Annotated in this window: 26 protein-coding genes and 2 pseudogenes; 14 read left to right on the top strand and 14 right to left on the bottom strand. The window is 69.2% G+C overall.

Annotated features, from left to right (window positions below):
- Positions 1–17: 17 nt before the first annotated feature.
- The 4 genes from ACFWUY_RS32375 to ACFWUY_RS32360 all read right to left on the bottom strand — a co-directional run bounded on the left by ACFWUY_RS32375 (position 18) and on the right by ACFWUY_RS32360 (position 3,753).
- Positions 18–941 (bottom strand): PhzF family phenazine biosynthesis isomerase, encoded by a 924-nt coding sequence (locus ACFWUY_RS32375; protein WP_384118227.1) that lies wholly within the window; start codon positions 939–941, stop codon positions 18–20.
- Complete coding sequence (locus ACFWUY_RS32370) at positions 938–1,384, bottom strand: RidA family protein (RefSeq protein WP_384118225.1); 447 nt, start codon at positions 1,382–1,384, stop codon at positions 938–940. The genes ACFWUY_RS32375 and ACFWUY_RS32370 overlap by 4 nt, the downstream gene beginning before the upstream one ends.
- 8 nt (positions 1,385–1,392) lie before the next feature.
- Positions 1,393–2,916, bottom strand: a complete 1,524-nt coding sequence (locus tag ACFWUY_RS32365; RefSeq protein ID WP_384118223.1) for a leucyl aminopeptidase — start codon at positions 2,914–2,916, stop codon at positions 1,393–1,395.
- A 240-nt stretch (positions 2,917–3,156) separates the two neighbouring features.
- Positions 3,157–3,753, bottom strand: coding sequence for a carboxymuconolactone decarboxylase family protein (locus ACFWUY_RS32360; protein ID WP_384118221.1), 597 nt, complete (start codon positions 3,751–3,753; stop codon positions 3,157–3,159).
- Positions 3,754–3,911: 158 nt separating this feature from the next.
- Here ACFWUY_RS32360 and ACFWUY_RS32355 point away from each other — a divergent pair, with 158 nt between their 5' ends.
- Positions 3,912–4,211, top strand: coding sequence for a winged helix-turn-helix transcriptional regulator (locus tag ACFWUY_RS32355; protein ID WP_384118219.1), 300 nt, complete (start codon positions 3,912–3,914; stop codon positions 4,209–4,211).
- Between the two features lie 127 nt (positions 4,212–4,338).
- On the opposite strand, the gene ACFWUY_RS32350 is transcribed toward ACFWUY_RS32355, so the two are convergent.
- Positions 4,339–5,280 carry an NADP-dependent oxidoreductase gene (locus ACFWUY_RS32350; protein WP_384118217.1) on the bottom strand — a complete coding sequence of 314 codons (942 nt, stop codon included), beginning with the start codon at positions 5,278–5,280 and terminating at the stop codon, positions 4,339–4,341.
- A gap of 95 nt (positions 5,281–5,375) precedes the next feature.
- Positions 5,376–6,305, bottom strand: coding sequence for a zinc-binding dehydrogenase (locus ACFWUY_RS32345; RefSeq protein WP_384118215.1), 930 nt, complete (start codon positions 6,303–6,305; stop codon positions 5,376–5,378).
- Positions 6,306–6,407: 102 nt separating this feature from the next.
- Between ACFWUY_RS32345 and ACFWUY_RS32340 the strand changes: the two genes are divergently transcribed.
- Both ACFWUY_RS32340 and ACFWUY_RS32335 read left to right on the top strand, forming a co-directional pair.
- Positions 6,408–7,073 (top strand): TetR/AcrR family transcriptional regulator, encoded by a 666-nt coding sequence (locus ACFWUY_RS32340; protein WP_384118213.1) that lies wholly within the window; start codon positions 6,408–6,410, stop codon positions 7,071–7,073.
- A gap of 436 nt (positions 7,074–7,509) precedes the next feature.
- Positions 7,510–9,099: an alpha/beta hydrolase fold domain-containing protein gene (locus ACFWUY_RS32335; RefSeq protein ID WP_384118210.1), complete on the top strand. Its 1,590-nt coding sequence runs from the start codon at positions 7,510–7,512 to the stop codon at positions 9,097–9,099.
- A gap of 173 nt (positions 9,100–9,272) precedes the next feature.
- Here the strand turns inward: ACFWUY_RS32335 and ACFWUY_RS32330 are convergent, their stop codons facing one another.
- Positions 9,273–9,920 (bottom strand): HAD family hydrolase, encoded by a 648-nt coding sequence (locus tag ACFWUY_RS32330; protein WP_384118206.1) that lies wholly within the window; start codon positions 9,918–9,920, stop codon positions 9,273–9,275.
- 8 nt (positions 9,921–9,928) lie between these two features.
- A complete protein-coding gene (locus ACFWUY_RS32325; RefSeq protein WP_384118204.1) occupies positions 9,929–10,687 on the bottom strand; it encodes a DeoR/GlpR family DNA-binding transcription regulator in 759 nt (252 codons plus the stop codon).
- A gap of 73 nt (positions 10,688–10,760) precedes the next feature.
- Here ACFWUY_RS32325 and ACFWUY_RS32320 point away from each other — a divergent pair, with 73 nt between their 5' ends.
- Complete coding sequence (locus ACFWUY_RS32320) at positions 10,761–12,035, top strand: MFS transporter (RefSeq protein WP_384118201.1); 1,275 nt, start codon at positions 10,761–10,763, stop codon at positions 12,033–12,035.
- Between the two features lie 154 nt (positions 12,036–12,189).
- Here the strand turns inward: ACFWUY_RS32320 and ACFWUY_RS32315 are convergent, their stop codons facing one another.
- Complete coding sequence (locus tag ACFWUY_RS32315; protein ID WP_384118199.1) at positions 12,190–12,834, bottom strand: TetR/AcrR family transcriptional regulator; 645 nt, start codon at positions 12,832–12,834, stop codon at positions 12,190–12,192.
- A 52-nt stretch (positions 12,835–12,886) separates the two neighbouring features.
- Here ACFWUY_RS32315 and ACFWUY_RS32310 point away from each other — a divergent pair, with 52 nt between their 5' ends.
- Positions 12,887–13,873: a GNAT family N-acetyltransferase gene (locus tag ACFWUY_RS32310; protein WP_384118197.1), complete on the top strand. Its 987-nt coding sequence runs from the start codon at positions 12,887–12,889 to the stop codon at positions 13,871–13,873.
- Positions 13,874–14,512: 639 nt separating this feature from the next.
- Here the strand turns inward: ACFWUY_RS32310 and ACFWUY_RS32305 are convergent.
- Complete coding sequence (locus tag ACFWUY_RS32305; RefSeq protein ID WP_384118195.1) at positions 14,513–15,115, bottom strand: class I SAM-dependent methyltransferase; 603 nt, start codon at positions 15,113–15,115, stop codon at positions 14,513–14,515.
- Between the two features lie 108 nt (positions 15,116–15,223).
- On the opposite strand from ACFWUY_RS32305, the gene ACFWUY_RS32300 reads away from it, so the two are divergent.
- Both ACFWUY_RS32300 and ACFWUY_RS32295 read left to right on the top strand, forming a co-directional pair.
- Entirely contained in the window at positions 15,224–15,886 is a 663-nt protein-coding gene (locus tag ACFWUY_RS32300) for a TetR/AcrR family transcriptional regulator (protein WP_384118193.1), read from the top strand.
- A gap of 497 nt (positions 15,887–16,383) precedes the next feature.
- A pseudogene (locus ACFWUY_RS32295) lies at positions 16,384–16,530 on the top strand (IS5/IS1182 family transposase); the annotation flags it as partial.
- A 211-nt stretch (positions 16,531–16,741) separates the two neighbouring features.
- Here the strand turns inward: ACFWUY_RS32295 and ACFWUY_RS32290 are convergent.
- Positions 16,742–17,011: a GlsB/YeaQ/YmgE family stress response membrane protein gene (locus ACFWUY_RS32290; RefSeq protein WP_384118191.1), complete on the bottom strand. Its 270-nt coding sequence runs from the start codon at positions 17,009–17,011 to the stop codon at positions 16,742–16,744.
- Between the two features lie 301 nt (positions 17,012–17,312).
- Here ACFWUY_RS32290 and ACFWUY_RS32285 point away from each other — a divergent pair, with 301 nt between their 5' ends.
- Both ACFWUY_RS32285 and ACFWUY_RS32280 read left to right on the top strand, forming a co-directional pair.
- Positions 17,313–17,444 (top strand): hypothetical protein, encoded by a 132-nt coding sequence (locus ACFWUY_RS32285; RefSeq protein ID WP_384118189.1) that lies wholly within the window; start codon positions 17,313–17,315, stop codon positions 17,442–17,444.
- Positions 17,445–17,463: 19 nt separating this feature from the next.
- A complete protein-coding gene (locus tag ACFWUY_RS32280; RefSeq protein WP_384118187.1) occupies positions 17,464–17,757 on the top strand; it encodes a hypothetical protein in 294 nt (97 codons plus the stop codon).
- A gap of 134 nt (positions 17,758–17,891) precedes the next feature.
- On the opposite strand, the gene ACFWUY_RS32275 is transcribed toward ACFWUY_RS32280, so the two are convergent.
- Both ACFWUY_RS32275 and ACFWUY_RS32270 read right to left on the bottom strand, forming a co-directional pair.
- Entirely contained in the window at positions 17,892–18,323 is a 432-nt protein-coding gene (locus tag ACFWUY_RS32275; protein WP_384118185.1) for a DUF6003 family protein, read from the bottom strand.
- A gap of 172 nt (positions 18,324–18,495) precedes the next feature.
- Positions 18,496–19,119 (bottom strand): annotated as a pseudogene (locus tag ACFWUY_RS32270) (transposase); the annotation flags it as partial.
- A 191-nt stretch (positions 19,120–19,310) separates the two neighbouring features.
- On the opposite strand from ACFWUY_RS32270, the gene ACFWUY_RS32265 reads away from it, so the two are divergent.
- From ACFWUY_RS32265 to ACFWUY_RS32250, 4 genes are all read left to right on the top strand, one after another.
- Positions 19,311–19,775 carry a hypothetical protein gene (locus ACFWUY_RS32265; protein WP_384118183.1) on the top strand — a complete coding sequence of 155 codons (465 nt, stop codon included), beginning with the start codon at positions 19,311–19,313 and terminating at the stop codon, positions 19,773–19,775.
- Positions 19,776–20,182: 407 nt separating this feature from the next.
- Positions 20,183–20,647, top strand: coding sequence for a hypothetical protein (locus ACFWUY_RS32260; protein WP_384118181.1), 465 nt, complete (start codon positions 20,183–20,185; stop codon positions 20,645–20,647).
- 726 nt (positions 20,648–21,373) lie between these two features.
- Positions 21,374–21,850 carry an ATP-binding protein gene (locus tag ACFWUY_RS32255; protein ID WP_384118179.1) on the top strand — a complete coding sequence of 159 codons (477 nt, stop codon included), beginning with the start codon at positions 21,374–21,376 and terminating at the stop codon, positions 21,848–21,850.
- Positions 21,851–22,414: 564 nt separating this feature from the next.
- Complete coding sequence (locus ACFWUY_RS32250; protein ID WP_384118177.1) at positions 22,415–22,615, top strand: hypothetical protein; 201 nt, start codon at positions 22,415–22,417, stop codon at positions 22,613–22,615.
- A 379-nt stretch (positions 22,616–22,994) separates the two neighbouring features.
- Here the strand turns inward: ACFWUY_RS32250 and ACFWUY_RS32245 are convergent, their stop codons facing one another.
- Positions 22,995–23,357 carry a helix-turn-helix transcriptional regulator gene (locus tag ACFWUY_RS32245; protein WP_384118176.1) on the bottom strand — a complete coding sequence of 121 codons (363 nt, stop codon included), beginning with the start codon at positions 23,355–23,357 and terminating at the stop codon, positions 22,995–22,997.
- A 105-nt stretch (positions 23,358–23,462) separates the two neighbouring features.
- On the opposite strand from ACFWUY_RS32245, the gene ACFWUY_RS32240 reads away from it, so the two are divergent.
- Complete coding sequence (locus ACFWUY_RS32240) at positions 23,463–23,873, top strand: STAS domain-containing protein (RefSeq protein ID WP_384118174.1); 411 nt, start codon at positions 23,463–23,465, stop codon at positions 23,871–23,873.
- The last annotated feature ends 3 nt before the right edge of the window (positions 23,874–23,876 follow it).

The raw sequence follows: 23,876 nt of genomic DNA, 5'->3' as shown, positions 1-23,876 counted from the left end.
CAAGCGCACAGGCTGTCTCAGTTGTCCCTCCTCGGTTCCACCCCGTGGGGGAGCTCGGCCCGGAACGCGGTCACCGCATCACCGGTGATGGTCACCAGGAGTGTGCCGTCGGGCCCCCTGTCGACGCATACCCGGACATCACCGGGTCTGCCCATCGCCGCTCCTTGGCGACCGGTGAAGACGAGCCGCCCGGCTGGTGCCGGCACGATGCCGTGCCGTACGAGGTAGGCGCCGAGGGGACCGTGCCCGTTTCCGGTGACCGGGTCTTCGGTGATGCCGATGGCCGGTGCGAACATCCGGGACCAGGACAGCAGGCCGGGGTCGGAGGTGGCGCGGGTGAAGACGAAGTAGCCGTTGCTGCCGACCTCATGGCTGAGCGCGGTCAGTGCGGCCGCATCCGGCCGCAGCGCGTCGACGGCGGCGCGGTCGCGGAGTTCCACGATCACTTTGGAGTGGCCGGTCGAGACGATCTGGACGGGGCCGTTGCCGGCGAGGTCCCTGGTGTCGCTTCCCAGTGCGTGAAGGAGCCGGTCCACTCGATTGCCGTCCAGCTCTGGCCCGAACTCAGCCGTTCCCTGGTGCATGCCGATCCGGACGCGTTCCCCGTCGCGCTGGATCTCCACGCGTTGGATCAGGCCGCTCCCCGTCTTCTGTCTCAGTGAGCACGACGGCAGTCCGTACTCGACCGCCCTGGCGAAGTGCGCCCCGACGGTGGCGTGTCCGCATGAGGGCACCTCCGTCGTCGGTGTGAAGAAGCGGACGCGCACGTCGTGGTCGGCATCGTCCGCAGGCAGGACGAAGGCCGTCTCGGAGTTGTTGAGTTCCCGCGCGACCGCGAGCATGTCGGCATCCGTCATACCCTCCGCGGCCAGCACCACGCCCGCTGGATTGCCGGTGAACGGGGTACGGGTGAAGGCGTCGACCTGATAGAGGATCCTCAACGCCGGCCTCCTTCTCGGACTGCGGCACCGTGAGAGGGCTGCTGGTGCGACGGCGATGGGGGGAGGCGGTGCGCGACGGCGTCACAGGCCACGCTGAACCCATGGTGCAACCCCGTCACCTGGACCACGGCTCGTGCCGGGCGATGCGCGCCGAACACCTCACCGAACACGGCGTCCACGGCTTCCCAGTCCGCGATGTCCGTGAGGTAGAGGGTAACTCTGGCCACCGAGTCGGCCTGCCCCCCGGCGGCCTCCACGACGGACAGGACATGGGACAGTGCCTGGCGGGTCTGATCGGAGACGGTGGATTCGGCCAGGACGCCGCCCCCGATGGGCAGCTGCGCCGAGACCCAGATGGTGCCGTCCGGTGTGACCGTGGCCTGCGCGTAGTGGCCGAAGGGTGCGGGGGCCGCGGCTGTGGTGACAGGGCGGAGGGAGGGCACGATGCGGCTCACCTGGGTGTGGGGAACGGGTGCAGTGCGTCGGTCGCGACGTCCTCAGCCAGCCGCACCAGGGTCCGCACCGCGGAGCCGGTGCCGCCGCTGGGGGTGTAGCCGTAGGGTGCTCCTTCGTGGAAGGCCGGACCGGCGATGTCGATGTGGGCCCAGGGGATGCCGGCCGGCGCGAATTCCTTGAGGAACAGGCCGGCGACCAGTCCTCCGCCCATCCGCTCGCCGGTGTTGGCGATGTCCGCCACCGGGGTGTTCATGCCTTCGCGAAGGTCGGCCGGCAGCGGCATGGGCCATGCCTGTTCGCCGGCTCGCCCAGCGGCATCCACGACGTGGCCCCTGAACGTCTCGTCATCGGACATCACGCCGAACGTGCGGTGGCCCAGGGCCATCTTCATCGCCGCGGTCAGGGTGGCCACGTCCACGAGGGCGTCCGGGCCGTCCTCGCCGGCGCGGACCATCGCATCGGCGAGAACCAGGCGCCCTTCGGCATCGGTGTTACGGACCTCGACGGTCCGTCCTCCGTACATCCGCAGAACGTCTCCCGGCCGAGTGGCCGATCCGGACGGCATGTTCTCGGCGAGTGGCAGCCATCCTGTGATGTTGACCGGCAGTCCGAGGCGGGCTGCGGCCACGACGGCGGTGAACACCGCGGCGGCACCGGCCATGTCCCGTTTCATGATCTCGTTGAAGCCGACCGGCTTCAACGAGATCCCACCGGAGTCGTAGGTGATGCCCTTGCCGACGAAGGCCAGGGTCGTGTGCGCCTCCGGGTGGGTGTGGGTGATCCTGACGAGGCGAGGCGGTCTGGCCGAGCCCTGGCCGACGCCGAGGATGCCGCCGTAGGAGTTCTCGGCGAGTGCCTTCTCGTCGAGCACCTCGACGGCCAACCCGTGTTCTGCGCCGACCGTCTGCACGGAGGCGGCAAAGGTCTCCGGAGTCAGATGGTTCGCCGGCGCATTGACGAGATCGCGTGCGCGGTTCACCTCCTGAGCGATCACGGTGCCGCGGCGGACGCCTGCCGTCACGACGTCGCGGGCCTCGTCGGTGGTGAGGATCTGCAAGGTGCCAACGGGGCGCCCGTCGTCATCGGGCGCACGGTGGGCGGTGTATGCGTAGGAGCCGAGCAGTCCGCCCAGGGCCACCGCCTCTGCCGCCTCGACGGTGGAGGCGGGCAGGACCAGGGCGGCCCGCTCGGTCCCTGCCAGGGCACGGGCCGCTTCACCGGTGGCCCGGCGCAGTGCCTCGCTGGTGTATCCGCTCGCGTCAGGGGCGTCACCCAGGCCGACCGCCAGGACGAGGCCGGCCTCGAAGCCGCTCGGGGCCGGCAGCTTCAGCGTCTCGCCCTGCGCGCCGGACATGCCGAGGACATGGACCATCTCGGTCAGCCTGCCGTCGAACGCCTCGTCCAAGGCATGCGCTCCGGGCGCCAGGACGGGCTTCCCGGCATTCTCGGCGATACCGATCACGATGCAGTTCACACGCGCCGACGCAGCGGTGGAGGTGGACACGGTCAGGGTGGTCATATCGCTGTCCTGTCCTCACGAAGAGCATGTGCTCCTGCCCAGACCAAGGTCGGTTTTCTGCTTGCGGCGCTGTTCACGTTCGCTCTCCTCCGGATTTTCCGTCTCAGGGAACGATGCCTGCGGCGAACCGTAAGCACCATCAAAGAATCATGTACGTGCCTTAAGCTGTCCTACATGATTGCGGCGCCCGAACAGCCGAGCAGGTCGGTCGGCACCATGGAGGGCGCAGGTCGGCGGAGTTCACCTCGCAGGGCCGACGCCCGACGGGCCAGGCGGCGGGAAGTCCCGGAAACGCGGCGCACCAGGCTCGCCGGGCAGCCGGACGGCTCGGGCCGTGTAGCTGATGGCGTGATACCAGCCGCACAGCATCAGCAGGTCGAGGATCTGCGCGGGATCGAACTCGGCGGCGAGGCGCTCCCAGAGATCGTCGTCGATGTCGTGGCCCGCGTGCAGGGCATCGGCGGCGTCGACGAGCAGTCGGTCGCGTTCCGCCGTCCAACAGGGGTCGGCACTGGACCCGTGCGTGAGGGAGGCGATCTGGGCGTCGGTGAGTGCGGCGCGCGAGGCGAATCGGGCGACGTGCACGCCCCACTCGTATTCGCAGCCGCACAGGGCGCAGGTGCGGTCGATGACGATCTCGCGGTCTCTGATGCCGAGGCTCAGTCTGCTGCTGAGCTGGTACGAGCCCCAGGAGTGCAGCGCTTCCGCCAGAGGCAGGTTGTGCGCATAGGTCCGGAACAGCGCGATGGGCGCCTCCCCTGACGGCATCATGCGCCTCAGCAGGGTCGCGACCTCCGCACTGTACGGGGGGTCGAATGGTGAGATCCGGGCGGTCACATGCTCCTCCTTCCGGCGCTTCGATTTTCGAAGCACCGGAAGGAGAGTACGGTTTCTGAAACCGAAGCACCATGAGGAGACAGGGAGCGATGAACGTGACGAAGGCGGCTCCCACGCCCGGACGTCCCGTGCGTGGATCCTCCACAGGGCGGCCGCTCATGGCCGCTCTCGACCTCTTCGGCCGGCGCTGGACGCTGCGTGTCCTGTGGGAACTTCGCGACGGCCCCCTCGGGTTCCGGCCCCTGCAGCAGCAGTGCGAGCGCATGTCGTCCAGCGTTCTCCAGCAGCGCCTGACGGAACTGCAGGAAGCCCTGCTCATCGAGCGGGACGCGGAGAGTGGATACCGCCTCACGGCACTGGGCCGGGGAGCCTGCGACGAGTTGAACGGTCTGCACCGGTGGTCGGAACGCTGGGCCGCGGAACTTGACCGGAGCATGCCGGACAGGCGTACTCACTAGCGAGTCCTGCCGCCCCTCGTCGGCCCGCTCCCACCGCCCCGGCGCTCCCGGGGACTCGACGTACAGGCACAGCGAGCCCGGCAGGGCGCAGAAAGCCGGAAACCCGGGAGGCGCAGGAGCTGGGGGGTCAGAAGGTGATGACCACCTTCCCCTTCAGGCCGCCTCGAAGGAAGTGCCGGTGCGCCGTCTGAATCTCCCTCAAGGCGAACACGGAATCGGTGCGCAGCCTGAGAGCACCTCGGTCGACGAGTCCGGCCAGCTCCGCGATTCCCGCTCCGTCCTCGCGTACTTGATGAACCGTCGTGTGCACGCGTCGCTGTGACAGATCGGGTACGGGCCCGGCCTGGGTAGCGATCGAGGCATACCGTCCGCCGTCGGCCACAGCGTCTGTGACGAAAGCCCCGAAGGTATCGAGGACCGCGTCGTAGGCGCGGTCCCGCAGGTCACCCGGGTCGGCGGTGACGAACTCAGCCCCGCAGCGCCGAGCCCAGTCGATGTGCTCGGGGCGCGATACCAGCGCATCGGCGCGCACACCGCGGAATCGGGCGATCTGCAGTGCCAGACCGCCGACCGCGCCGCCGGCACCGGTGATGAGCAGCCGCCGCCCCGCCGACACGGCGAGCCAGCGGAGTGTCTGCAATGCGCTCAAGCCGGGCAGCGGCAGGGTGGCAGCCTCCAGCGGGCTGACAGTCGTCGGTGCGAGGGCGACCGCTGCGGCCGGCATCGCTACGAGGTCGGCCCATGTGCCACGGCCCGTGCTCAGCTGATGCGACATGGCGAGAACCGATGCACCGGCAGGCAGGCCACTGGAACCGCCGTCCACCACGGTTCCCGCCAGATCCCAGCCGAGAGTCATCGGCAGTGGCGGGGTACCGTCCCCGACGGCACCCTCGCGAGTCTTGTCGTCGACCGGGTTGATGCTCGTCGCGACGGCACGGATCAGAACCTCGCCGCTTCTTCGTTCTCTGTCGGGGGCTTCGCCGATCCGCAGGACCTCGGGGCCGCCGAACTCATCGATTCTGATGACGCGCATGGAAAGCCTCTCGCTGTGCAGCGTCCCACTGCTCATGACGCTTGTCGGTGATCGTGCGGCCAGAAGGCACGGGCGCAGGCGTGATCATTCGGGCCACCGCATTCCCTCCCCGCCAGACGTCTGGCCGCAGGTCAGGGCAGCTCCAGGACGGCTTTGCCGTGAAGACGGCGTTCCAGCAGGGCGTCGACCGCGTTAGCCGCCCTCTTCCACCCGCCGCGCCAGGAGATGTTCGGGTCGAGGCGCCCCGCGGCGACTTCGTCCGCGAGCCACCCCAGGTCGGGTGCCAGTCCCGCACAGGCCGGCAGCGAGAAGGAGACGACAGAGCGGTCATGCCGCCCTCCGTCCCCGAACAGGGCGCCGTAGGGGAACGATTCGCCCTCGTGCGCGGAGTGTCCGACGGCGACGAGCGTGCCGCCCTCCGCCAACAAGGCGTAGGCATCGACGAGGTGCGGCCCTCCCACCATGTCGACGACACCGTCCACCGGCTTCTCGACTTCACGCGGCCCGGCCACCACCTCATGCGCCCCCTGCGCAAGCAGCGCGTCCCCGTACTTCCGAGGGTCGCCGGTGGAGGCGATGACGTACGCACCGGCACGTCGCGCGAGCTGAACGGCATAGCGCCCGGTGCCGCCCGTGGCACCGGTGACCAGGACGCGCCTGCCGAGGATCGCCCCGAGGCGGTGCAGGGCCCGCAGCGCGCTGGCCCCCGCCACGGGAACGGTACTGAGGGCTCCGAGGTCGGATCCGGCCCGCGCCGTACCGATCCAGGTGGTGTCGACGGCACGCAGCTCCGCCCAGGCACCGGCGACGCCGAGCGTGACCACCGGAGTCCCCGCCGGCGGGCCGGACCCATCGGCGGCGGCTTCCAGTACCACCCCCGCCGCGTCCCACCCCAGGACCGCGCCCTCGGGGGCATCCCGCAGAGCGAACCTGACCTCGCCGTAGTTGAGCGAGGTCGCCGCGACTCGTATCAGCGCCTGATGAGGACCAGGTTGCGGATCAGGGGCTGGCCCGAGCCGAAGTCCACCCGGGGCGGAGCGGTCGACGAGAAGCGCACGCATACAAACACCTTTCGCAGAGGAACGCCGGAAGCGAACCTCCTTTATGCCACTCAGTGGCAATCGCCTGCAAGTGGCAATCGCTCCCGGGGTTACACTGCGGGCATGACACACGTGCCTCAGCTCCCCGCAGGCCCGAGCAGCCAGCTCCCCTTGCGCGAGCGCAAAAAGCAGCGCACGCGCCGGGTCCTGATCGACACCTCGCTCGAACTCTTCACCGAACGAGGCTTCAACGGAGTGACCCTCGACGAGCTGTGCGCCGCGGTCGACGTCTCCAAACGCACCTTCTTCCGGTACTTCACCAGCAAGGAGGACGTCGCCATGGCCCCGACACAGGACCTGTGGCGCGCCTTCCTCGACACGCTGAAAGCCTGCGAGCCGAACAGCCCACGGCTATGGGAAATCCTGCAAGAGGCGCTGTCGTCCGCCCTGGACCGGATGGACGCCGACGACTGGGCGGGCCGCGTCCGGCTCAGCCGCCGACTTGCTGCCGAGAATCCGTCCATGGACGCGCACGGCCTGCACTTCTGCCGCGTCACGACCCATACGGCGGTGGCCACTCTGCACCGCCGGTTCGACATCGAGACGCCGGACGACCTGCGCCCCCGACTCGCTCTCGACATGCTCGTCTCCGCATTCGAGTGCGCGCTGGATGACTGGGTACGCGGACCCGCCGACACCAGCCAGATCGACCTCGTCGACCGCTTCCACCAGTCTTGCGCGGCGCTCCCGCACAGCTTGACGCTGACCGCCGAGCTGAGAGCCCCGTAGAGAGCGACGCTCTCGACTACCGGGGGATGTGTCGATCGGAGGCGGATCCTGGTCGGACGCGCGGGCTCTGACGCGTCCCCACCGCACCCGCTGACCAGAAGGGCGAAGGCAAGGACGAGGCAGTCCGATTCCCCCCCGCGTACGTCGGTGGCCGACTGCCTGCCCGGGACGGACAACGGTCCGTATGAACCGCAGGGGAACCGGTGGCTCGACCGCCCACCGGGACCCCGCCACCTACCGCGCGTCCGCCTCGGTGGACGACGTCGAGGCGCTCGCCGAGCACCTCGGGCCGGCCCGGTCCTGTCCGCGGCCAGGCCGAGGGTGGCGCCGCCGACTGGAGCGTATTGCGCAGATGATCTTGTGCGGGCAGCATGGCCTACTGTCAGGACATCGCGGTCGCCAGGCAGATGCGGCGACCGGACGGGAGGTGCACGCCGTGATCAGGCTGTCGGACGGACCCATGACCTGGGTGGCGACGGGGGACAGCATCACCCAGGCCGCGCTGCACACCCATGGCGCGCGCGGTTGGGTCGAGCACCTGCACGAGCGTGTCCGGTGGCAGCTGGGCCGGCTCACCGACGTCGTGGTCAACACCGGGGTCTGCGCGTGGGGCGCGGTCGACGTACTCGCGTCCCATGACCGCCTCATCGGCCGGTTCGAGCCCGACGTGCTGTCCGTGTCCCTCGGCACCAACGACTGCCTCGCCGGGGAGGAGGGGCTGCACGAGTTCCACGACGCGATGCGCCGGATCATCACCGGGGCGGGCCCCCGGACGCAGGTCGTCGTCCATACGCCGGTGTTGGTCGGTTTCTCGGACCGGAGCGGCGCGCGGCACTTCCCCTGTACTGCCAGGCCGTACGGGACATCGCGAAGGACACCGGCGCACTGCTCGTCGACCACGAAGCCCACTGGCTGGAGCACTACGGCACGGCTGACCCGATCGCGTGGCTCGACGACCCGGCGCACCCGAACGCGGCCGGTCACCTCCACATGGCGAACCACGCCCTGCGTGTCATGGGCTTGGGCGAGCTGGACCCCCTCTAGAGCTGAGTCGGACCGATCGGGAGAGACCGTGGCATTTGATCCGCAGTTCCAAGCCCTGTACGACCAGCGCGCCGCGCAAGGTGCCAGGCCGTTGTACGACATGACGCTCGCCGAGGCCCGGGCGGCCGATCTGGCCGCTGTCCAGGCCGGCGCCGGTGTTCCTGAACCCGTACGCGAGGTGTTCGAGGAGTCGATACCGGGGCCCGCCGGAACCCTGCTCGTCCGCGTCTATCGGCCCGACGCGGGACCAGGTCCCCTGCCCGTACTGGTCTACTTCTTCGGCGGCGGCTGGACACTGGGGAGCGTCGAGACGAGCGACGCGATCTGCCGGAGACTGACCAATGCCGCAGGCTGCCTCACCGTCGCGGTGGGATACCGCCTGGCGCCGGAGGACAAGTTCCCCGCCGCGCTCCAGGACTGCTACGCGGCCCTGCGCTGGACCGCCGAGAACGCCGCACGCCTGGGCGGCGACGCTTCGCGCATGGCTGTCGGCGGTGACAGCGCCGGCGGCAACCTCACCGCCGCGGTGACCCTCATGGCGCGGGACGCCGGCGGTCCGGCCATCCTGGCCCAACTGCTCGTCTACCCCAATACCGACTATCTCGCGGACACCCCGTCCCGCCGCGAGTACACCGATCCGCTCCTGTTCAACGACAAGTCCGTACAGTGGTATTGGGACAACTACCTGAGCTCCCCGGAGGAGGGGGAAAACCCTCTCGTATCCCCGCTGCGCGCTTCCAGCCTCACAGGTCTGCCGCAGGCTCTGGTCATCACCGCCGAGTACGACCCGCTGCGCGACGAGGGCGAACAGTACGCCCAACGCCTCCGCGACAGCGGTGTACCGGTGGAGTCCACGCGCTACCCGGGCGTCGCCCACGGATTCTTCGCCATGGCCGGTGCCCTCGACGCGGGGAGCCGCGCACTCGAGCAGGCGGCCGCATACCTGCGCACCGCCTTCGCCGACGACTCCACCGAAGCGTGATCGCCTCACCCTGCACCCTGCACCCTGCACCCGGCACCTGGCACCGGTGATTCCGGCGGTGGCCGCGATCCGGTGAACTGTTCCGGCCGCGGCATCGGGGCCGCACAGGCGCAGGGCCCGCCACTGCCGGGTGGCAAAGCCCTGCACCCCTCCGCGCGACGTCAGCCCCGCGGTCAGTCTTCGGTCAGACCTCGGCCCGGGGAGGCTGCGTCGAGCCGGTGCTCGCGCAGCGTCGCGCGCAGATCGGCCACGCCGGTGAACAGCGCACCGCGCAGGCCGACGGCACGCGCCGCGTCCACGTTCTCCTCCCTGTCGTCCACGAAGAGCACGTCCGCCGGTCGCCCGCCGAGCATCCGCACGCACCACGCGTACGCGCCCGGGTCGGGTTTGGCGCGACCGATCCTGCAGGAGAACCCGCATACTTCGAAGCAGCTCAGCCAGGAGTGGTGCGCCTCGTAATGCGTGGCCAGCTCGGGTGGGATGTTGGAGAGCAGGCCGAGGCGCCCGCCCGCTGCCGCGAGCTCCTCGACGAGCCCCACCATCTCCCCGTCGACCCCGCTCCAGCTGGAGACATCGGCCTCGATGAGCGCCCCGATCCGTGCGGCGTCGAACCGGGTGCCCAGTACCGTCCCCACTTCGCGCCAGTAGCCCGGACCGGTCAGCTCACCCCGGTCGTACGGTGGGCGCAGCCGCCAGTACGCGTCCCAGAAAGCGGGCGCGGGCGCCCCGGCGGTCGAGACGAGCACTTTTCTCATCTCCGACGACTGGTGCTGTGCGATGACGCCGAACAGATCGAACAGGACCGTGCCTTGGGACGCCATGGTCTGTCTCACACCTTCCGTACGGTGACGCCGGCCGCCACCAGGGCGTCGGTCACCCCGGTCGGCGCCGTCTCGTCGGTGACGACGGCGTGGAGCGCGGTGGGGGGCGCCACGAACGCCAGGGCAGTGCGAGAAAGCTTCGCCGCCTCGGCGACGGCGATGGTGCGCCGGGCGGAGGCGATCGCCGCGCGCTTGACGGCCGCGTCGGCGAGATCGTAGGCGGTCAGCCCGTCGTCGGCGGTGAGACCGCAGCAACCGATGACGGCCGTGTCGAAGCGGACCGCCGCGAGCGACGCTTCCGTGAGGGGTCCGGTCAGCGCCAGCTCGCCGGGCCTCGGTTCACCGCCCGGGAACAGCAACCGCACGGACGGTGCGCCGGTCAGCGCGTTGGCGGCGTGCAGCGACAGCGGCATGACGGTGACGCGGCGCTCGCGCAGTGCCTTGGCGACTTCCAGGCAGGTCGTCCCGCTGTCGATGACGACGGACTCCCCGTCGGCGATCAACGCGGCGACGTCCGCCGCGATCCGGCGCTTGACCTCCGCCCCCTCCTGCGCCCGTAGCGCGAACGGCGGTTCCTCGCCGCGGAGGAGCAGACTGCGCGCACCGCCGCGGAACCGCTCCAAGACGCCCTGTTCGGCCAGGATCTCCAGGTCGCGGCGCACCGTCATCTCGGAGCACTCGGTGAGCTCGGCCAGCTCGGCCACGCTGAGTTCGCGCGCCTCTCGCACGGCGGCGGCGATCTTGCGGTGTCGTTCAGTGGTACCCATGAAGCAATTGCACGCAAAGTGTGTTCGAAAGTCAACCTATCGAACATAATGCTTGTTCGATATGGTCGATGTCATGAACGGACCTCTACGAGCCGCCCGGCTCGCCACATTCGCCTTCTTCGCCTTGAACGGTTTCGTGATGGGCATGTGGATCGTGCACATTCCCGCGGTCGAGTCCCGTACGGGGATCAGCCACGCCATGCTCGGCTGGCTCCTGCTGTTGCTGGGCGGTGGCGCGTTCGCCGGGATGCAGTGGTGCGGCCGCCTCACCGACCGCCTCGGTGCCCGTCGGGTCGTACCGGCGGGGGCCGCGCTGTGCAGTGCGGCCCTGGTGCCGCCGGCACTGGCCGTCGACGCGCCGACCCTCGCGGTCGCGCTGTTCCTGCTGGGATTCGGCAACGGCTGTCTCGACGTCAGCATGAACACCCACGCCGTCCAGGTGGAGCGCCGGTACGGCCGACCGGTCATCTCCGCGTTCCACGCGGTGTTCTCGTTGGGCGGTGTTCTCGCAGCACTGGTCGGCGCGCGGTTCATCACCTGGGGCTGGGACCTCCGGGTGACCATGACCGCCGTCGCCGTGACCGGTCTCGTGGTCACCTGCATTGCCACTCCGGCTCTCCTCGGCCGGCCGAGCGGCGCCGACAGCCGCGCGCGCGGCGACGCTACGGCGGCCAAGGCCGCTACGACGCGCACGGACACTGCTGCCGGCGGCGCACACCCGGCCGGACGGCGGCGGACACCACGGCGGGTGTGGACCCTGGCAGTGCTGGCCCTGCTGCTCATGCTCTGCGAAGGCGTCGCCAACGACTGGAGCGTCCTGCACCTACAGGACGTGCTCGGGGCGCCCGCTGCCACCGCGGCCTTCGCCTACGGCGCCTTCGCGACGGCCATGACGGTGGGCCGGCTGCTCACCGACCGAGTCGTCGCCCGTACCGGACCGGTGTTCGTCGTTCGCTACGGCGCCGGCGCCGCGGGCGTCGGCCTGGCCGTTGCCGCGCTGTCCCCATGGGTGGCGCCCGCGCTGGTCGGCTGGGCGGTCTTCGGGCTCGGGCTGTCCGGCTGCGTACCGCAGTTCTTCAGTGCTGTCGGCCACATGGAGGAGGACGCGGCCGGCGCCCATGTCTCGCGGGTCGCGGGGCTGGGTTATCTCGGCATGCTGGCCGGACCCGCCGTGATCGGCCCGCTGACCCACTTCGTACCGCTGAACCTCGCGCTGCTGCTGCCGGTGGCGCTCTGCGCGGTGGCCGCCGCGGCGGCGGGCGCGCTCCGCACCGACCCACCGCCCTCGGCCGTGCCGGCGCCGCGGCCGGCGTACGACACTGCATCGAGCGATACGGACGCGGCCTGAGAGCCTGAGGGTGCCGCCGACGGCCCTCGCCGTCGGTGGGGCGACGCGCATCCGGCCCCGAGTTCCGGACGCGAGGCGTGTGGCGTCGACATGAGGAATGATCGGAAGAGTCTCTTGGCCCTGGCTCAAGATCAACTCAACTGACCGCCCCACGTCAGGGCCGTTCAAAGGCATCCGGGGCGGCTCGGCTGCCGTCGCTGTCGACCCGTGGCCTTGCGATCGCAGTGAGGAAGTCGTCGAGCATGGCGATCTGTACGTCTTCAGGGAATCGGCCGGGGTCGAAGAGGGCTTGCACGACGAGGCCATGTGCGAAGGCGACGGCGGCTGCCGACAGTTGTTCCGGATCGACGTCCGCGGGCAGCTGGCCGAGGTCGCGCGCGACCTCGAAGTGGGGGCTGATGGCCGAGCGGAGGCGGGTGTATCGGTCGGCCTGTTGCCTGGCCAGTTCATCGTCGGCGAGGGAGAGGTCCCAGGAACTGACCCAGATGCGGTTTCGGGCGGTGTCGTCCGAGGTCAGCGGCAGAATGTCCAGGAGGGCGGCGCGTACGGTCGCGAGGCCGGGTCCGGGACGAGCGCGGCGGGGCCTCTGCGCGGTGCGGTGCTCCAGCAGGTCCAAGGCATGTTGGATCAGGGCTCGTTTCGTCGGGAAGTAGTGCATGAGCATTCCGGTCGAGACGTCCATGGTGGCGGCGACCGCACGCAGGGTCAGGCCACCGAATCCCTTGTCGGCCATGACGCGCCAGACCGCCTCGGAAACGTCCTGGCGGCGGGCTTCTCGATCTCCGGGGGCGGGCGGCATGCTGCTAGCTTACGTACCGAACGCTTGTTACGCACCCGAGAGTGAGGCTTCCATGTTCACCATGCCGCTCGGCGACCGGGCTCAACTCCGCTCTCTCGAGCCTTGGCAGGCCGAGGAGTTCCTCGCTCATATGGACCGCGCACGGGGCACCGTGGATCCGTGGATCCCCTGGGCGTCGTTGAGCACCGACGGTGACTCGGCTGCGGCCACCCTCCAGCGCTATGCCGACCGTGCGGCCCTGGACACCGGCCGGATCTACGGGATCTGGCTCGACAGCACACTGGTCGGTGGGGTGATGTTCACCCGCTTCGACAGTGCCTCCGGGGTCTGCGAGATCGGCTGCTGGCTGGAACGGGCGGGGGAGGGGCGGGGTCTGGTCACCCGGGCCTGCCGGGTGTTGATCGACTGGGCCTTCCGTACACGGGGGATGAGCCGCGTCGAATGGTGGGTCGCGGCGGGCAACACCCGCAGCGTCGACGTCGCACAGCGGTTGGGTATGACCCGTGAAGGAGTGCTGCGGCGGCGCTCTGCCCACCGCGGTGTGCGGCACGACAGCGAAGTCTGGTCGGTCCTTTCCGAGGAATGGCCCTGCTCCGGTGAGGCGTCCGAAGCGCCCGAGGCCGGTGTCAAGGCCGAGCTCGATCGGCTGATGGCAGTGTTCGCCGGCGCGTTTACCAACACCGGCGGCAGACGCCCTGATCTCGACGTCATCCGCGACGTCTTCATCCCCCAGGGCAGGATCATCTCGAACGTCGGGGGCAAGCCCGTGATCTACGACCTCGACGCCTTCATCGAGCCCCGGCAGAAGATGCTCACGGACGGGACGCTGACGGAGTTCTCCGAATGGGAGGTATCCGAAAGTACCGAGATCCTCGGATCGATAGCGCACCGGTTCAGCCGATACCGCAAGTCCGGCATCCACCATGGTGAGTCGTTCCAGGGCTCCGGCCACAAGACCACCCAGTTCCTTCGAACTCCGGCAGGATGGCGTATCGCCTCGCTGGCCTGGGACGACGTGGTGGCAACCGCTACGGCATGACTACACGGGCAAGTGCGCTCCCCGGCCAGCGGCGCCGGTGAGCGCACCGGCAGTCCGCCAGTCGGTGAGCGCGCTCACCGACTGCGTGCGTGACGGCCGCGGATACATGGTGGTCGGATATCGAAGGACTGGTGGAGGAGGCCGGACGGCTGATTCGGGATCAGGCGTGGGCCGTGACGCCCGCTGACCGTGCCGTCGTGCTCAAGGCCGCCGCCCGCCTGCACGCCGCCGTGGGCACCCCGCATTCCCAGCAGGCCCTCCCAGGGGTTGACCGGCTGGAACACTTGGGGGAAGCGTTCGTTCGCTGCTGTTGCCATCGCCCACGTCCACGGACGCCCAGCCTGGTTGCTCGGGGCAGCTGCCACCGCCCTCACGCCAATCTGCGCTGGCGCGCCATGGCCGCCGAAGACGGCCCCCACCTTCGGCGCCGTCCCGCCGGTCCTCCAGCAGTACACGGCAGCGAAGCCGCGATCCGCCGGCTCCAAGCCGCCCTCACCCGCATCGCCGCAGCCTGACAACAGACGGCATGGCCACGAGCTCGTTTAGGAACCGGTCATCTATGCCTGCCGACGCGGCTTCCGCCTCGGACGGCGTTGCTATGTTCCCGCTGGCCAGAGGTGCAATCCGACATGATCGGAGTCACACTGCTTCTTTTGCGGCCTCAACTCGTGCGGCGGCGCGGCACAGCGTGAACCAGAAGGTCGGGACCGGGTTCGTGCCCGGCGTCACGTCGGTCAGCTGCCACCCAGGGAACCTGGTGCTGAGTTCGTCCGCAGTGACGCCGGACCACGAGTCGTCGAACGCCCCGGGCCCGTAGCCGAACATCAGCAAGCGTGCACCGGGGGCGGCACGTTTGGTGACGCCGGCGGCGTAGGCGTCGCGGCGGTGCGGTGGAATCCCGCAGTAGCAGCTCAGGTCGAAGAACAGGTCGTATGGGCCGGGCACGCCCACCTCGTCGAGTCGGGTGGCGTCCGCGCACAGCACCGTGACGTCCGCTCCGGCCGCGGCGCTCTTCTCCCTCGCCTGCCGGACCGCGCGGTCGACCAGGTCGACGGCGGTCACCTGCCAGCCGTGCTGGGCCAGGTAGACCGCGTTGGTCCCGGTGCCACAGCCGAGTTCGAGCACCCGGCCCGCCCTCGGCGCGTCGGGCCCCTCTATGAGGGCCACCAGCTCGGGCGGCGTGACGCCGCTGTCCCACGGCGGCTTTCCGTCCCGGTAGAAGTCCTCCAACACGCTGCGCACAGACGCTTCTTGGTCGAGCTCCGCAGCCGTCCGAGTCTCACTCATCGCTACTCCTCAGAGAAATTAGAGTTCGTCTCTAGTGTCTGCCTCTAGAGATAGACTCTCGGCATGGATGCAGTCAAGGGATTCGACGGACAGAACGTCAAGCGCCCCGACAAGCGGGCCGAGCGCTCGCGGCGGACCCGCGAGAAGATCGTTGCGGCGGCGCGGGATCTGTTCGTCGCACAGGGGTATGGCGCGACAAGCCTTCAGGAGGTTGCGGATCACGCGGGTGTGGCCGTCCAGACTGTCTACTTCGTTTTCCGCAACAAGCGCGCGCTGTTCAAGGACGTCGTCGACACGTCCATCGCGGGTGACGTCGAGCCGGTCGCCACGATGGACCGCGAATGGTTCCGCGCGGCGTGCGCCGAGCCCACCGCGGCCGGGCAACTGCGTGCCCACGTGCGGGGTGTACGCGACATCCTCGGCCGTATCGCCCCGATCATGCCGTTGATCGCGGCTGCCGCGGCCACGGACCCGGAGATCGCCGCGCAGTGGCCCGCCGGCCCCGACCCGCGCTACACCGTCCAGCACGCCGCGGCCAAGGCACTGACCTCCAAGCCCGACGCCCGCCCCGGCGTCGACACCGCCCGTGCCGCCGACCTGCTGTACGGGCTGCTCAGCCCGGAGTTGTACCTGATCTTTGTCCGCGACCGGGGTTGGTCTCCTGACGCCTGGGAGGAGTGGGCCTGCGCGGCCCTGACCGTCCACCTCTGCACCGACCACGAGTAGGCCATCCGGGACGATGCCCTGACGGTTCGCTCCCGTTCCTCCCGGGAGGTCGCACGCTTCGGGCTCCGCGCGGGTCCGAAGGGTCGGCGTCCGGGGCGCCTGGCCCATCCAGGGCGGGGACCGGGAGCTGGCCGAGTCCCTCGGCTACGCCTGGCCGCGGCGGAACTAGTCATCACCCATCTGGCGCCGGCGCCCGGGCTCCTACGTCTTTCCCCCGCACCGAACTTGGGCCAACCGCCGTGTCCACACACCGCAGTTGGGAACGCCAAGGCGGTTGATCGGCCGTACGTCACGGACGGTAACCCGCGCATGGTCGTCACTGCGACCCTTCCCTTGCCGTATCTGATCCATGGGGGTCACCATGTCCACACCGCCGTCCTACCGGCAGCGGCAGTGGTTCGAGATGCCTGACGTCTCAACCACTGCGCCCAGAGGCCTCGTTGGCCGTCTACTCTGCCGCACTCGATCTGCCGCACGCCCTCGTGGAGTGGGTCACGATGCTGATCGTCACCCGTGAAGGCGACCGCCGCTGCAAACTGCGACCCTCGCAACGCGCGGTCATCGCCCTGGTGTACCTGCGCGAGCACCACCTACGCGAAGCTCGCGCAGGCTTCCAGACCGGCGAAGGCACCGCCCACGTACACTTCGCCCCCCTGCCCGGCTGACCGTGATCGCCGCACGCGGTTGGGAGGGGTGGGTGTGAGGGGATGAGGCCGCGCTCGGCGAGGCGGCGGGCGGCGGTCTGGTCCGCCCCCGTGCCGTTTGGAGAGAGGTAGCTCGGATACGGCGAACGGCTCCGCCCCTGGAAGGAAAGGGGGGAGCCGTTTCACGGTGGTGCAATTTTGCAGAGGCCACTCAGGCGTGTCGTCGGTTACCGGTGACGACGCGGTAGAGGGCCAGCAGGATGACGGAGCCGATGACGGCCGCGATCCAGGTGGACAGGTCGAAGAAACCGTCGATGGAATCGACGCCGAATATGACCTTGCCCAGGAAGCCACCCAGCAGACCGCCCGCGATGCCGATCAGGATCGTGATGATGACGCCGCCCGGGTCTTTGCCCGGCATGATCGCCTTGGCGATGAAGCCGGCAATCAGGCCGATGAGAATCCACGCGATGATGCTCATGATGCGTCTCCTACCTGCTGATATAAAGCCTGTGTCAACACGACGTATACGCACCCCGGCGACTTTCAAACCCCTCATGCCACCACAGAGGAGGGATGAGCTTGGCTCATGCGTCGGCCTCGACGAGCATGACAGCGGTGCCGGGACCGGTGTAGAGGCGGAACTCCGTCGGCCTCGCCCACGGCTGACACCGTCTCTGCAGCCCGCACGCCGGTAGGCCCCGCCTTGTTGGCCGTTGACGGTTCACCACCACAACGGGCAACTCCTTCCCGCTGCCCTGAAGCCGGGTGAGGATCGAGGGATGCAGATCACAGCCCTGGAACGGGCCAACCCCGTCGCCGCTGTCATCCGCTCGATCGGTTTCCGTCACGACGGCGCCCAAGCCCTGGTCACCGACGGCCTCTGCCTCGACCTGCGCGGGGGCCCTACGTAAGCCGGCCAACGATCCCGGGATGCGCTGCGTCACCGGTCTGGACGCCAAGGTCTACGGGCACGTCTCGACCACCCCCGGCGCCCTGACACTGATCAACTGGACCGCCGTACAGCTGTGTGCCCTGGCCGATGAGATACCGGCGGGCCGTCTGGTCCGACTTACGGCCGCGTACCAGAGAGGCAGGCACTGCAGTGTCGCGGTTGCCGAGGCGGTCGGTCGCCAGCTTCGGGAAGCCTGGGGCGGCCGGTATGGCGTGGAGATCAAGGACCATTATTTCGACCAACCCGTCCTACCCTCCTCGACGCCGGCCTGACCCGCTCGGCATAGCAAGGGGGATGGCCGCCCGGGGTTTCCCTGGGCGGTTGCCCTCTTCACATGTCCCAGTCCCTGCGTCCCTGCGTCCGTGCGGTAGGAGGCGCTGGTGGGACCGTTCAAGAACGGGATCGGTCAGGCGCGAGGTGCGGTGGGCAGGGCCGTGGGGTCCACCCCGGACAGTTCCACGATGCGGTGCGCTGGTACGCCGACGGCCAGGGCCCTGTGCAGCAGGGCGTCGCGGCCCTCCTCGCTGTCACGGTAGGACAGCAACTCCTCCTCGACGACCGCCACCGGATCGGTGGCGCCGGCCCGGCGCACCCGCTCCAGCTCCTCCCCGGTCAGCGGCACCGGCAGCCGCTCGGCCCCGTCGGGGATCATCCCGGTCTGTTCGGGCGGCACGATGCACAGCGCCGGAGAGGTCGCGTCGGTCTCGTGGGCATCGAGCCAGGCCCGCACGGCCGGTGTCTGCAGGCACTCCAGCTCTCCGGTGAGGAAGACGGGCGTGCCCTGCCAGCCTGAACCGGGGACGGTGTCGGCGAGGAAGAGGTAGGCGTCATCGGTCATGGTGGATCACTTTCCAAGGTCTGTCGTGGCGTCGTTGGGCTCCCGCCTACCCGCTTTCGCCCCGCCATAGCTGTTCGGCGTGACGGCGGGGACTTCCCGCTCATCGACGACCGGTGGAAGGCGGTCGAGTGCACCAGTCGTACGGGGTGGCACGGGACGGGCCTTGCCCCCGCATCCTGAACACGGGTTGTGCGGCATCGCTGACGATCACGATATGCGGGTCCCCGGCTTGCCATTGGCCTGCGGCGATGAGCCGTTCAACGACCCCTCGGAACTGAGCGGCGGTCACCGCGGTCGCGTCGTCCGCCGGGCCGAGCCGGACCGTGTCCAGGATCGCGGTCCAGGACGTGGCACCCGGCTCCAGCACAGCCACGAAGGAGTAGGGCCATCCCGGAATGAACTGCGACGCCGTCTTCGCACGGCCGTAGACGTGGCAGAACAAGCGCTCCGCCGAGCACGGCGCATCCGAGCGAAGCCACGGCGAAACATCGACCGCCAGGGCCAGACGCCCACCGTCGAACCGCGGCAGCGGCAGGCCGGCCAGCACCGTCCGCAGCCGGTCGACCTCAACCCGGCCGTTGTTCAGGCCGTCGTGCATCGCTCCGTGCCCACGACGGTGCTCGGGCAGCAGTGTCAGGTCCACCAGGGACTCCACCGCACCGTCCGCACACAGCGCTGCGTCCACCAGCTCGAACAACTCGTCGCGCCGAGCGCTCAGACACTCGTAGAACTCTCCCCGGAAGCGTGACGCTTCCGCGAACGCTACCCTCCGCACCACGTCGGGCAGCAGACTCACCTCACGGCCTTCGTCTTGGTCACGTGCACCTTGGTCGGAGCACATGATCAGACGAAGGCCGCCCCCACGTCTGCCGAACCCCCAGGTGAGCGACCCAGTTCGAGACACTATTCGAGGCCGGAAGATAAAGCACAAGCTCAGAAGACTGGATCGCCGGTGGAATCGTCATACCCGGGCGGTAGCTTGCCACTATGGCTGACATCTTTGAGCTCTCACTCGTCCTGAACCTGCGGGACAGTCTGTCGGACGAAGAGGTCACAGAGCTTCGGTGGCATCTCGGGCTGGGCGGCAAACCGGAGACTCTCCGTATTGTGACCGCGTTTCCGATCGTGGTGGAGGACGACTGCGGCGAGTTCCTCACAGAGGACCACCCTGTGCCTCTGCTGGGCCGGCATGGCGAGGCCTGGAAGGTGGACGGCGCACTCGTCTCGGTGCTGCTGCGCACTGAGGGCGGGGCATGGGCCCTGACTGCTCGGCAGGAGATCCACCCTGATGAATTCGACCGCACTGGGGAGCTGCTCAGCTGGTTGGCCACCAGGGCCGATGACCGGCACCGGTCGGCGACCGGTGCGGTCCGCCTGGGCTGGACCAGGTTCTGCGAGTCGGACCGGTTCGAGCCCTTGGTGGTTCGAGACGGTGAGGTCGTTTGGCCGTAGAGTCCCCGCTCCACCCTCCGCTGGACAGCGGATCGGGAAATGATCACTGCAGACTTCGTGCTCGGAGCAGTGCACTTCGTCGGCAGCCCGGTATGGGCGCGGTCACCCGCGCCATCCGTGTACGCGAGGAGCACCGCGCACAGGGTGACGTGGTGCGTGTCCTTGGCGGAGCAGGCATGTTGGGTCGGGTGACGCGTGCACTGGCCCGGGCGCCCAGGCCGGGCCAGTCCGCTCCGTGGCCCCGATACCGCACAGGGAATCGGGGCCGCCCCCAACAGTCCGGCACCAGTGTCCGGCGTGGGACCGGCGCCCCCACCCCCCCGCTGCTCCCCGGTCCGCTCGAGTCCGGGGCGTTCGTACAATGCCCCGGATTCGAGCGGTGGGATCCGTTCAATAGAGTGATGCGTATGGACATGCGAAGGATCGTCGCGGTGCTGGCCGAGGAAGCGGAGCAGCAGATCCGGGACCGGGTGTGGGAGATCGAGCCGGGTGACCGCGCGCTCGCCGGTGAGGTCGGGACCGGCCTGCGTGACGTTATCCGCCCGGCAGACGCCCAAGAGGTGCTGCCGCAGATCGACCGGCTCGCACACCTGCGGGAAACCCTCGCCGTCCTGGCCATCGCCCTCGCGCGCACACACGGCCGCATGGCCTGGTTTCTCTCCGGTGCCCTCCACGCGCTCGAACCGGTTCTGCGCTGGCGTGCCCTGCCGGCCGACCAGGGCGGCACCTTCGGCACGGTCCTTGCGACTCCTGAGGAATACATAGAGGCGGAAGACGCCGTCCGCCGACTCCAGGACGCCCTTGCGCAGATCGCCGCCGAACCAGTCGACCCCGGCAGTGCTCGACCGGATCAGCAAACAGGCGGGGCCTGAACTCAGGCTGACGGTCGTCGCGGGTTTTCACTGTTGGGCGTCATCTGTCTTCACTGGTGTGGTGCCGTCTGAGGGGGCGGTTCCTGCTGCAGGTGTCGCCCGGGCGGTGAAGGGTGGTGTCGTTTCCCGGATAAGGCGGATGGCGCCTGTGCGCGTCGGTCGGGTCCTTGTCCTGGTGGTGTTCCTCGGGCACGTGGTCCTGGTTCTCGGGCACGTCCTGGCGGTGATCGGCATCCTCGGCGGGCGCCGACCCTGCCGCCCGCCTCGGTGGTCTCCGCGCTGCGCCGTGCTCCTCGTGCCCGCCCCCGCCACTTCGTCCGATACCGGCTTCCGGAGCGCGAGGGGCCCAGGAGCGGAACGCATGGCGCCCCTGCACCGGGGATCACTGGGTGCGGGGGCGGCAGGGAGGCGGATCAACGACCAGTCGACCCGACCTCCCACCAAGCACGGTAGTGGCCCGGCAGGGGCTGCGATGGCTGCGCGCCCTTCGTTGGAGGAGTTCCAGCACGCGGATGAGTGACGACCGCGCGACGTAGGTGACGAGGTGGCTTTTGGCACAACCGCCTCTTCCCGCCCGCCTGGTGGGTCCAAGCTTCGGTGTGACTCCCAGAAGTCCTGGCGAGTGTGCGTTGGGCGGGCGGGTCGACGGGTAGACCGGCGAGAGGCGGGTTTGTGCTGGAAATTCGGGGGTAAACGACGGCCGGTCGAATGCACGGAGGCGGATTGATGGAACAGATGGCGGGCGCCGAGCGCGGGCGGTTGCTGCGTGGGGATGTCTTCTCCGTGTCGGGGGCGTTCGAGGGCAGCGAGGACATCGCCGTCGCCCGTGACCTGGCCCGGAGTTTTCTCACTGACGTGCAGGCCGTCTACGGCCTGCCGGTGTCCGGGCGCGTCATGGACACGGTGCAGCTCGTGGTGAGCGAGCTGGTGACCAACGCCCGCAAGTACGCGCCCGGTCCGTGCCTGCTGACTCTGGAGGTCAACGGAGGCGGTGCGGTCGAGGTGAGCGTGTGGGACAGCAACCCCACACCGCCGGCGATCCTGGCACCCGATCCGACCCGGATCGGCCAGCACGGGCTGGAGATCGTCATAGCAGTCAGCCAGAACTTCGCGGTCCACCGCGAGCCTGTGGGCAAACGAATCACCACGGCGATCGGGCTGGTCGACGACCCCGGCGGGGACGCCGTCGGCCACCAGCCGTGACCGACCCCCACCCTGACCACCCATGACATCACCGAAGCACAGGTGACCCGCCGTACCTACGGACGGGCCGGCCTCGTCGGCCCCGAACGCCACCTGCCGCTACCTGGCCGAGTGGACCGCGACCAAGCTCCGCTGGGGTCTGGCCGCCGACCAGAGGGAGACCGACGCCATCAACTTCTACGCCGACGGCCCGTGCGAGAAGACGGTCGTCCACTACATCCCCGCCCCGTAACCCGCGCAGCCCACGGACCCCGCGCCAGAGCGTTCCATCGGCGCGGCGGGCGGGCCATCGGCTGCGACATCGCTGACCGGAACGTTGAGCACCTTCACCATGCTCTTTGTGTCCCAAAGGCGTTACTGCCCGGCGCCTGGCCGGGCGAGTCCTGCTCCGACCCCCTCTGTGCCCCTTGGCCAGGCCGCGTCCGGTCATCGGGTCGAAGCCGCTGTGGGACTGGCGATCGAGTGGTGCCCGGTCAGTGTGACGGCTGGGCGTTCCGGCTTCGCCGGGGGTGGGGCGGCCCTATCGTGCGGCTTTTCCTGATCACTGCGCACGAGGACAACTCCATGACGACTCCGGGTCAGTCTCCCGCTCCGGTCGGGCAGCCGCCGATCATCATCGACAACAACGCCGCCGCGTCAGCGGCCGTGGTCGGCAGGTACGGAATGGTTCGGCGCCGACGCCACTCGTTCGGGCTCCACTGCGTGCTGCTGATGCTCACCTGCGGGATCGGGAACGTCTTCTACTCCATGCGCATCTCGCATTGAACCGGGACCGGGGCCTGTGGCGGACGAGGGGTTGGACCTCGGGGTGCTCTGGGCCTACTTCGCTGGTGATCCTAAGGAGCGGCGGGCGGCGGCCTGCCGGCTCGACGAGCGGGCGCTGCGCGAGGGCCGGGTCGACCGCGAGGACTTCGAGCGCACGTGGGGGCCGGCTCGTCCAGGACGTAGCCCGGGCCGGAGGCCGTCCCCCGCAGTGCGGGTGAGGGCCGTCCGGCGTACCGGCTTACGTCACCGCGATATGGGCCGCGGAATGGGAAGTGCCCGACCTGCGCGACGCGGGCACCTGACCAGACCCACGACATGACGTTCACCGTTCGCGTTGTGGGTCCAGGCGGGCGGATCGTCGTCGGCTTCTGGTCTCCGTCTAGCTGGTGTGAGGGCTGCCGATCAGATGTGGCGGCGGTGCTTCTGTCCCTGGGGTGCGGTGTGCCTCGTCCTGGACGAGCAGGGAGAGCAGGGAGGCCACGGGCAGGCCCGCTTCTGCGGGGTGGCGCAGCACCTTGTCCCGCTCGATGCGGTACGTGTTGCTGCGTCCGTCGCGGGTGTGGGAGAGATATCCGCCCTGCTCCAGGTCGGAGATGATCCGCTGGACAGCGCGTTCCGTGAGCCGACAGTGGGCAGCGATGTCGCGGACCCGGACGCTGGGGTCGTCGGCGATGGCCGCCAGCACGCGTGCGTGGTTGGTGATGAACGTCCAGCCTCTGTGTGGTTCGGGCACTGCAGTCATGTACCGCATTCTAGAGACCGGCATTGCCTGAAACGCAATGCATGACATACTTTTCGTGCAACTGGTGGCATGATTCTGAACGGGAACCACAGGAAGGGGCGGGCGATGTCTCTGGACGGGATCGTCACGATGAAGCGCGAGACCGGTGCCGCCAGAAGCGGGGAGAGGGCGGCCGAACAGGCTGGGGGGCGAATCCTGGACCGGGTCGCGGTGCGGCAGCACGAAGCGCATGGCACCTGGGTCGTCGCCGCGAGCGGCGCCTACGACATGGAGACCATCGCCCCCCTGACGACAGCCCTGGACGCCGCGGCTGAGAAGTACCAGAGGGTGGTTCTGGATGTCTCCGGCGTCACCTTCGCGGACTCGGCCTTCCTGAACCTGCTGATCTCCACCCATCGCAGGACCGATCTGTGCCTGGTTGACCCGACACCGCAGGTGAAGCGGATCCTAGAGATCACCGGGCTCGACACCGTCCTGAAGATGAGGGAAACACTGAAGGACGCCGCCGCCTGCTAGGCC

The organism is Streptomyces sp. NPDC058664, assembly GCF_042716635.1.
Taxonomy (GTDB): Bacteria; Actinomycetota; Actinomycetes; order Streptomycetales; family Streptomycetaceae; genus Streptomyces.
This window is presented reverse-complemented; position numbering and strand designations above follow the sequence as displayed.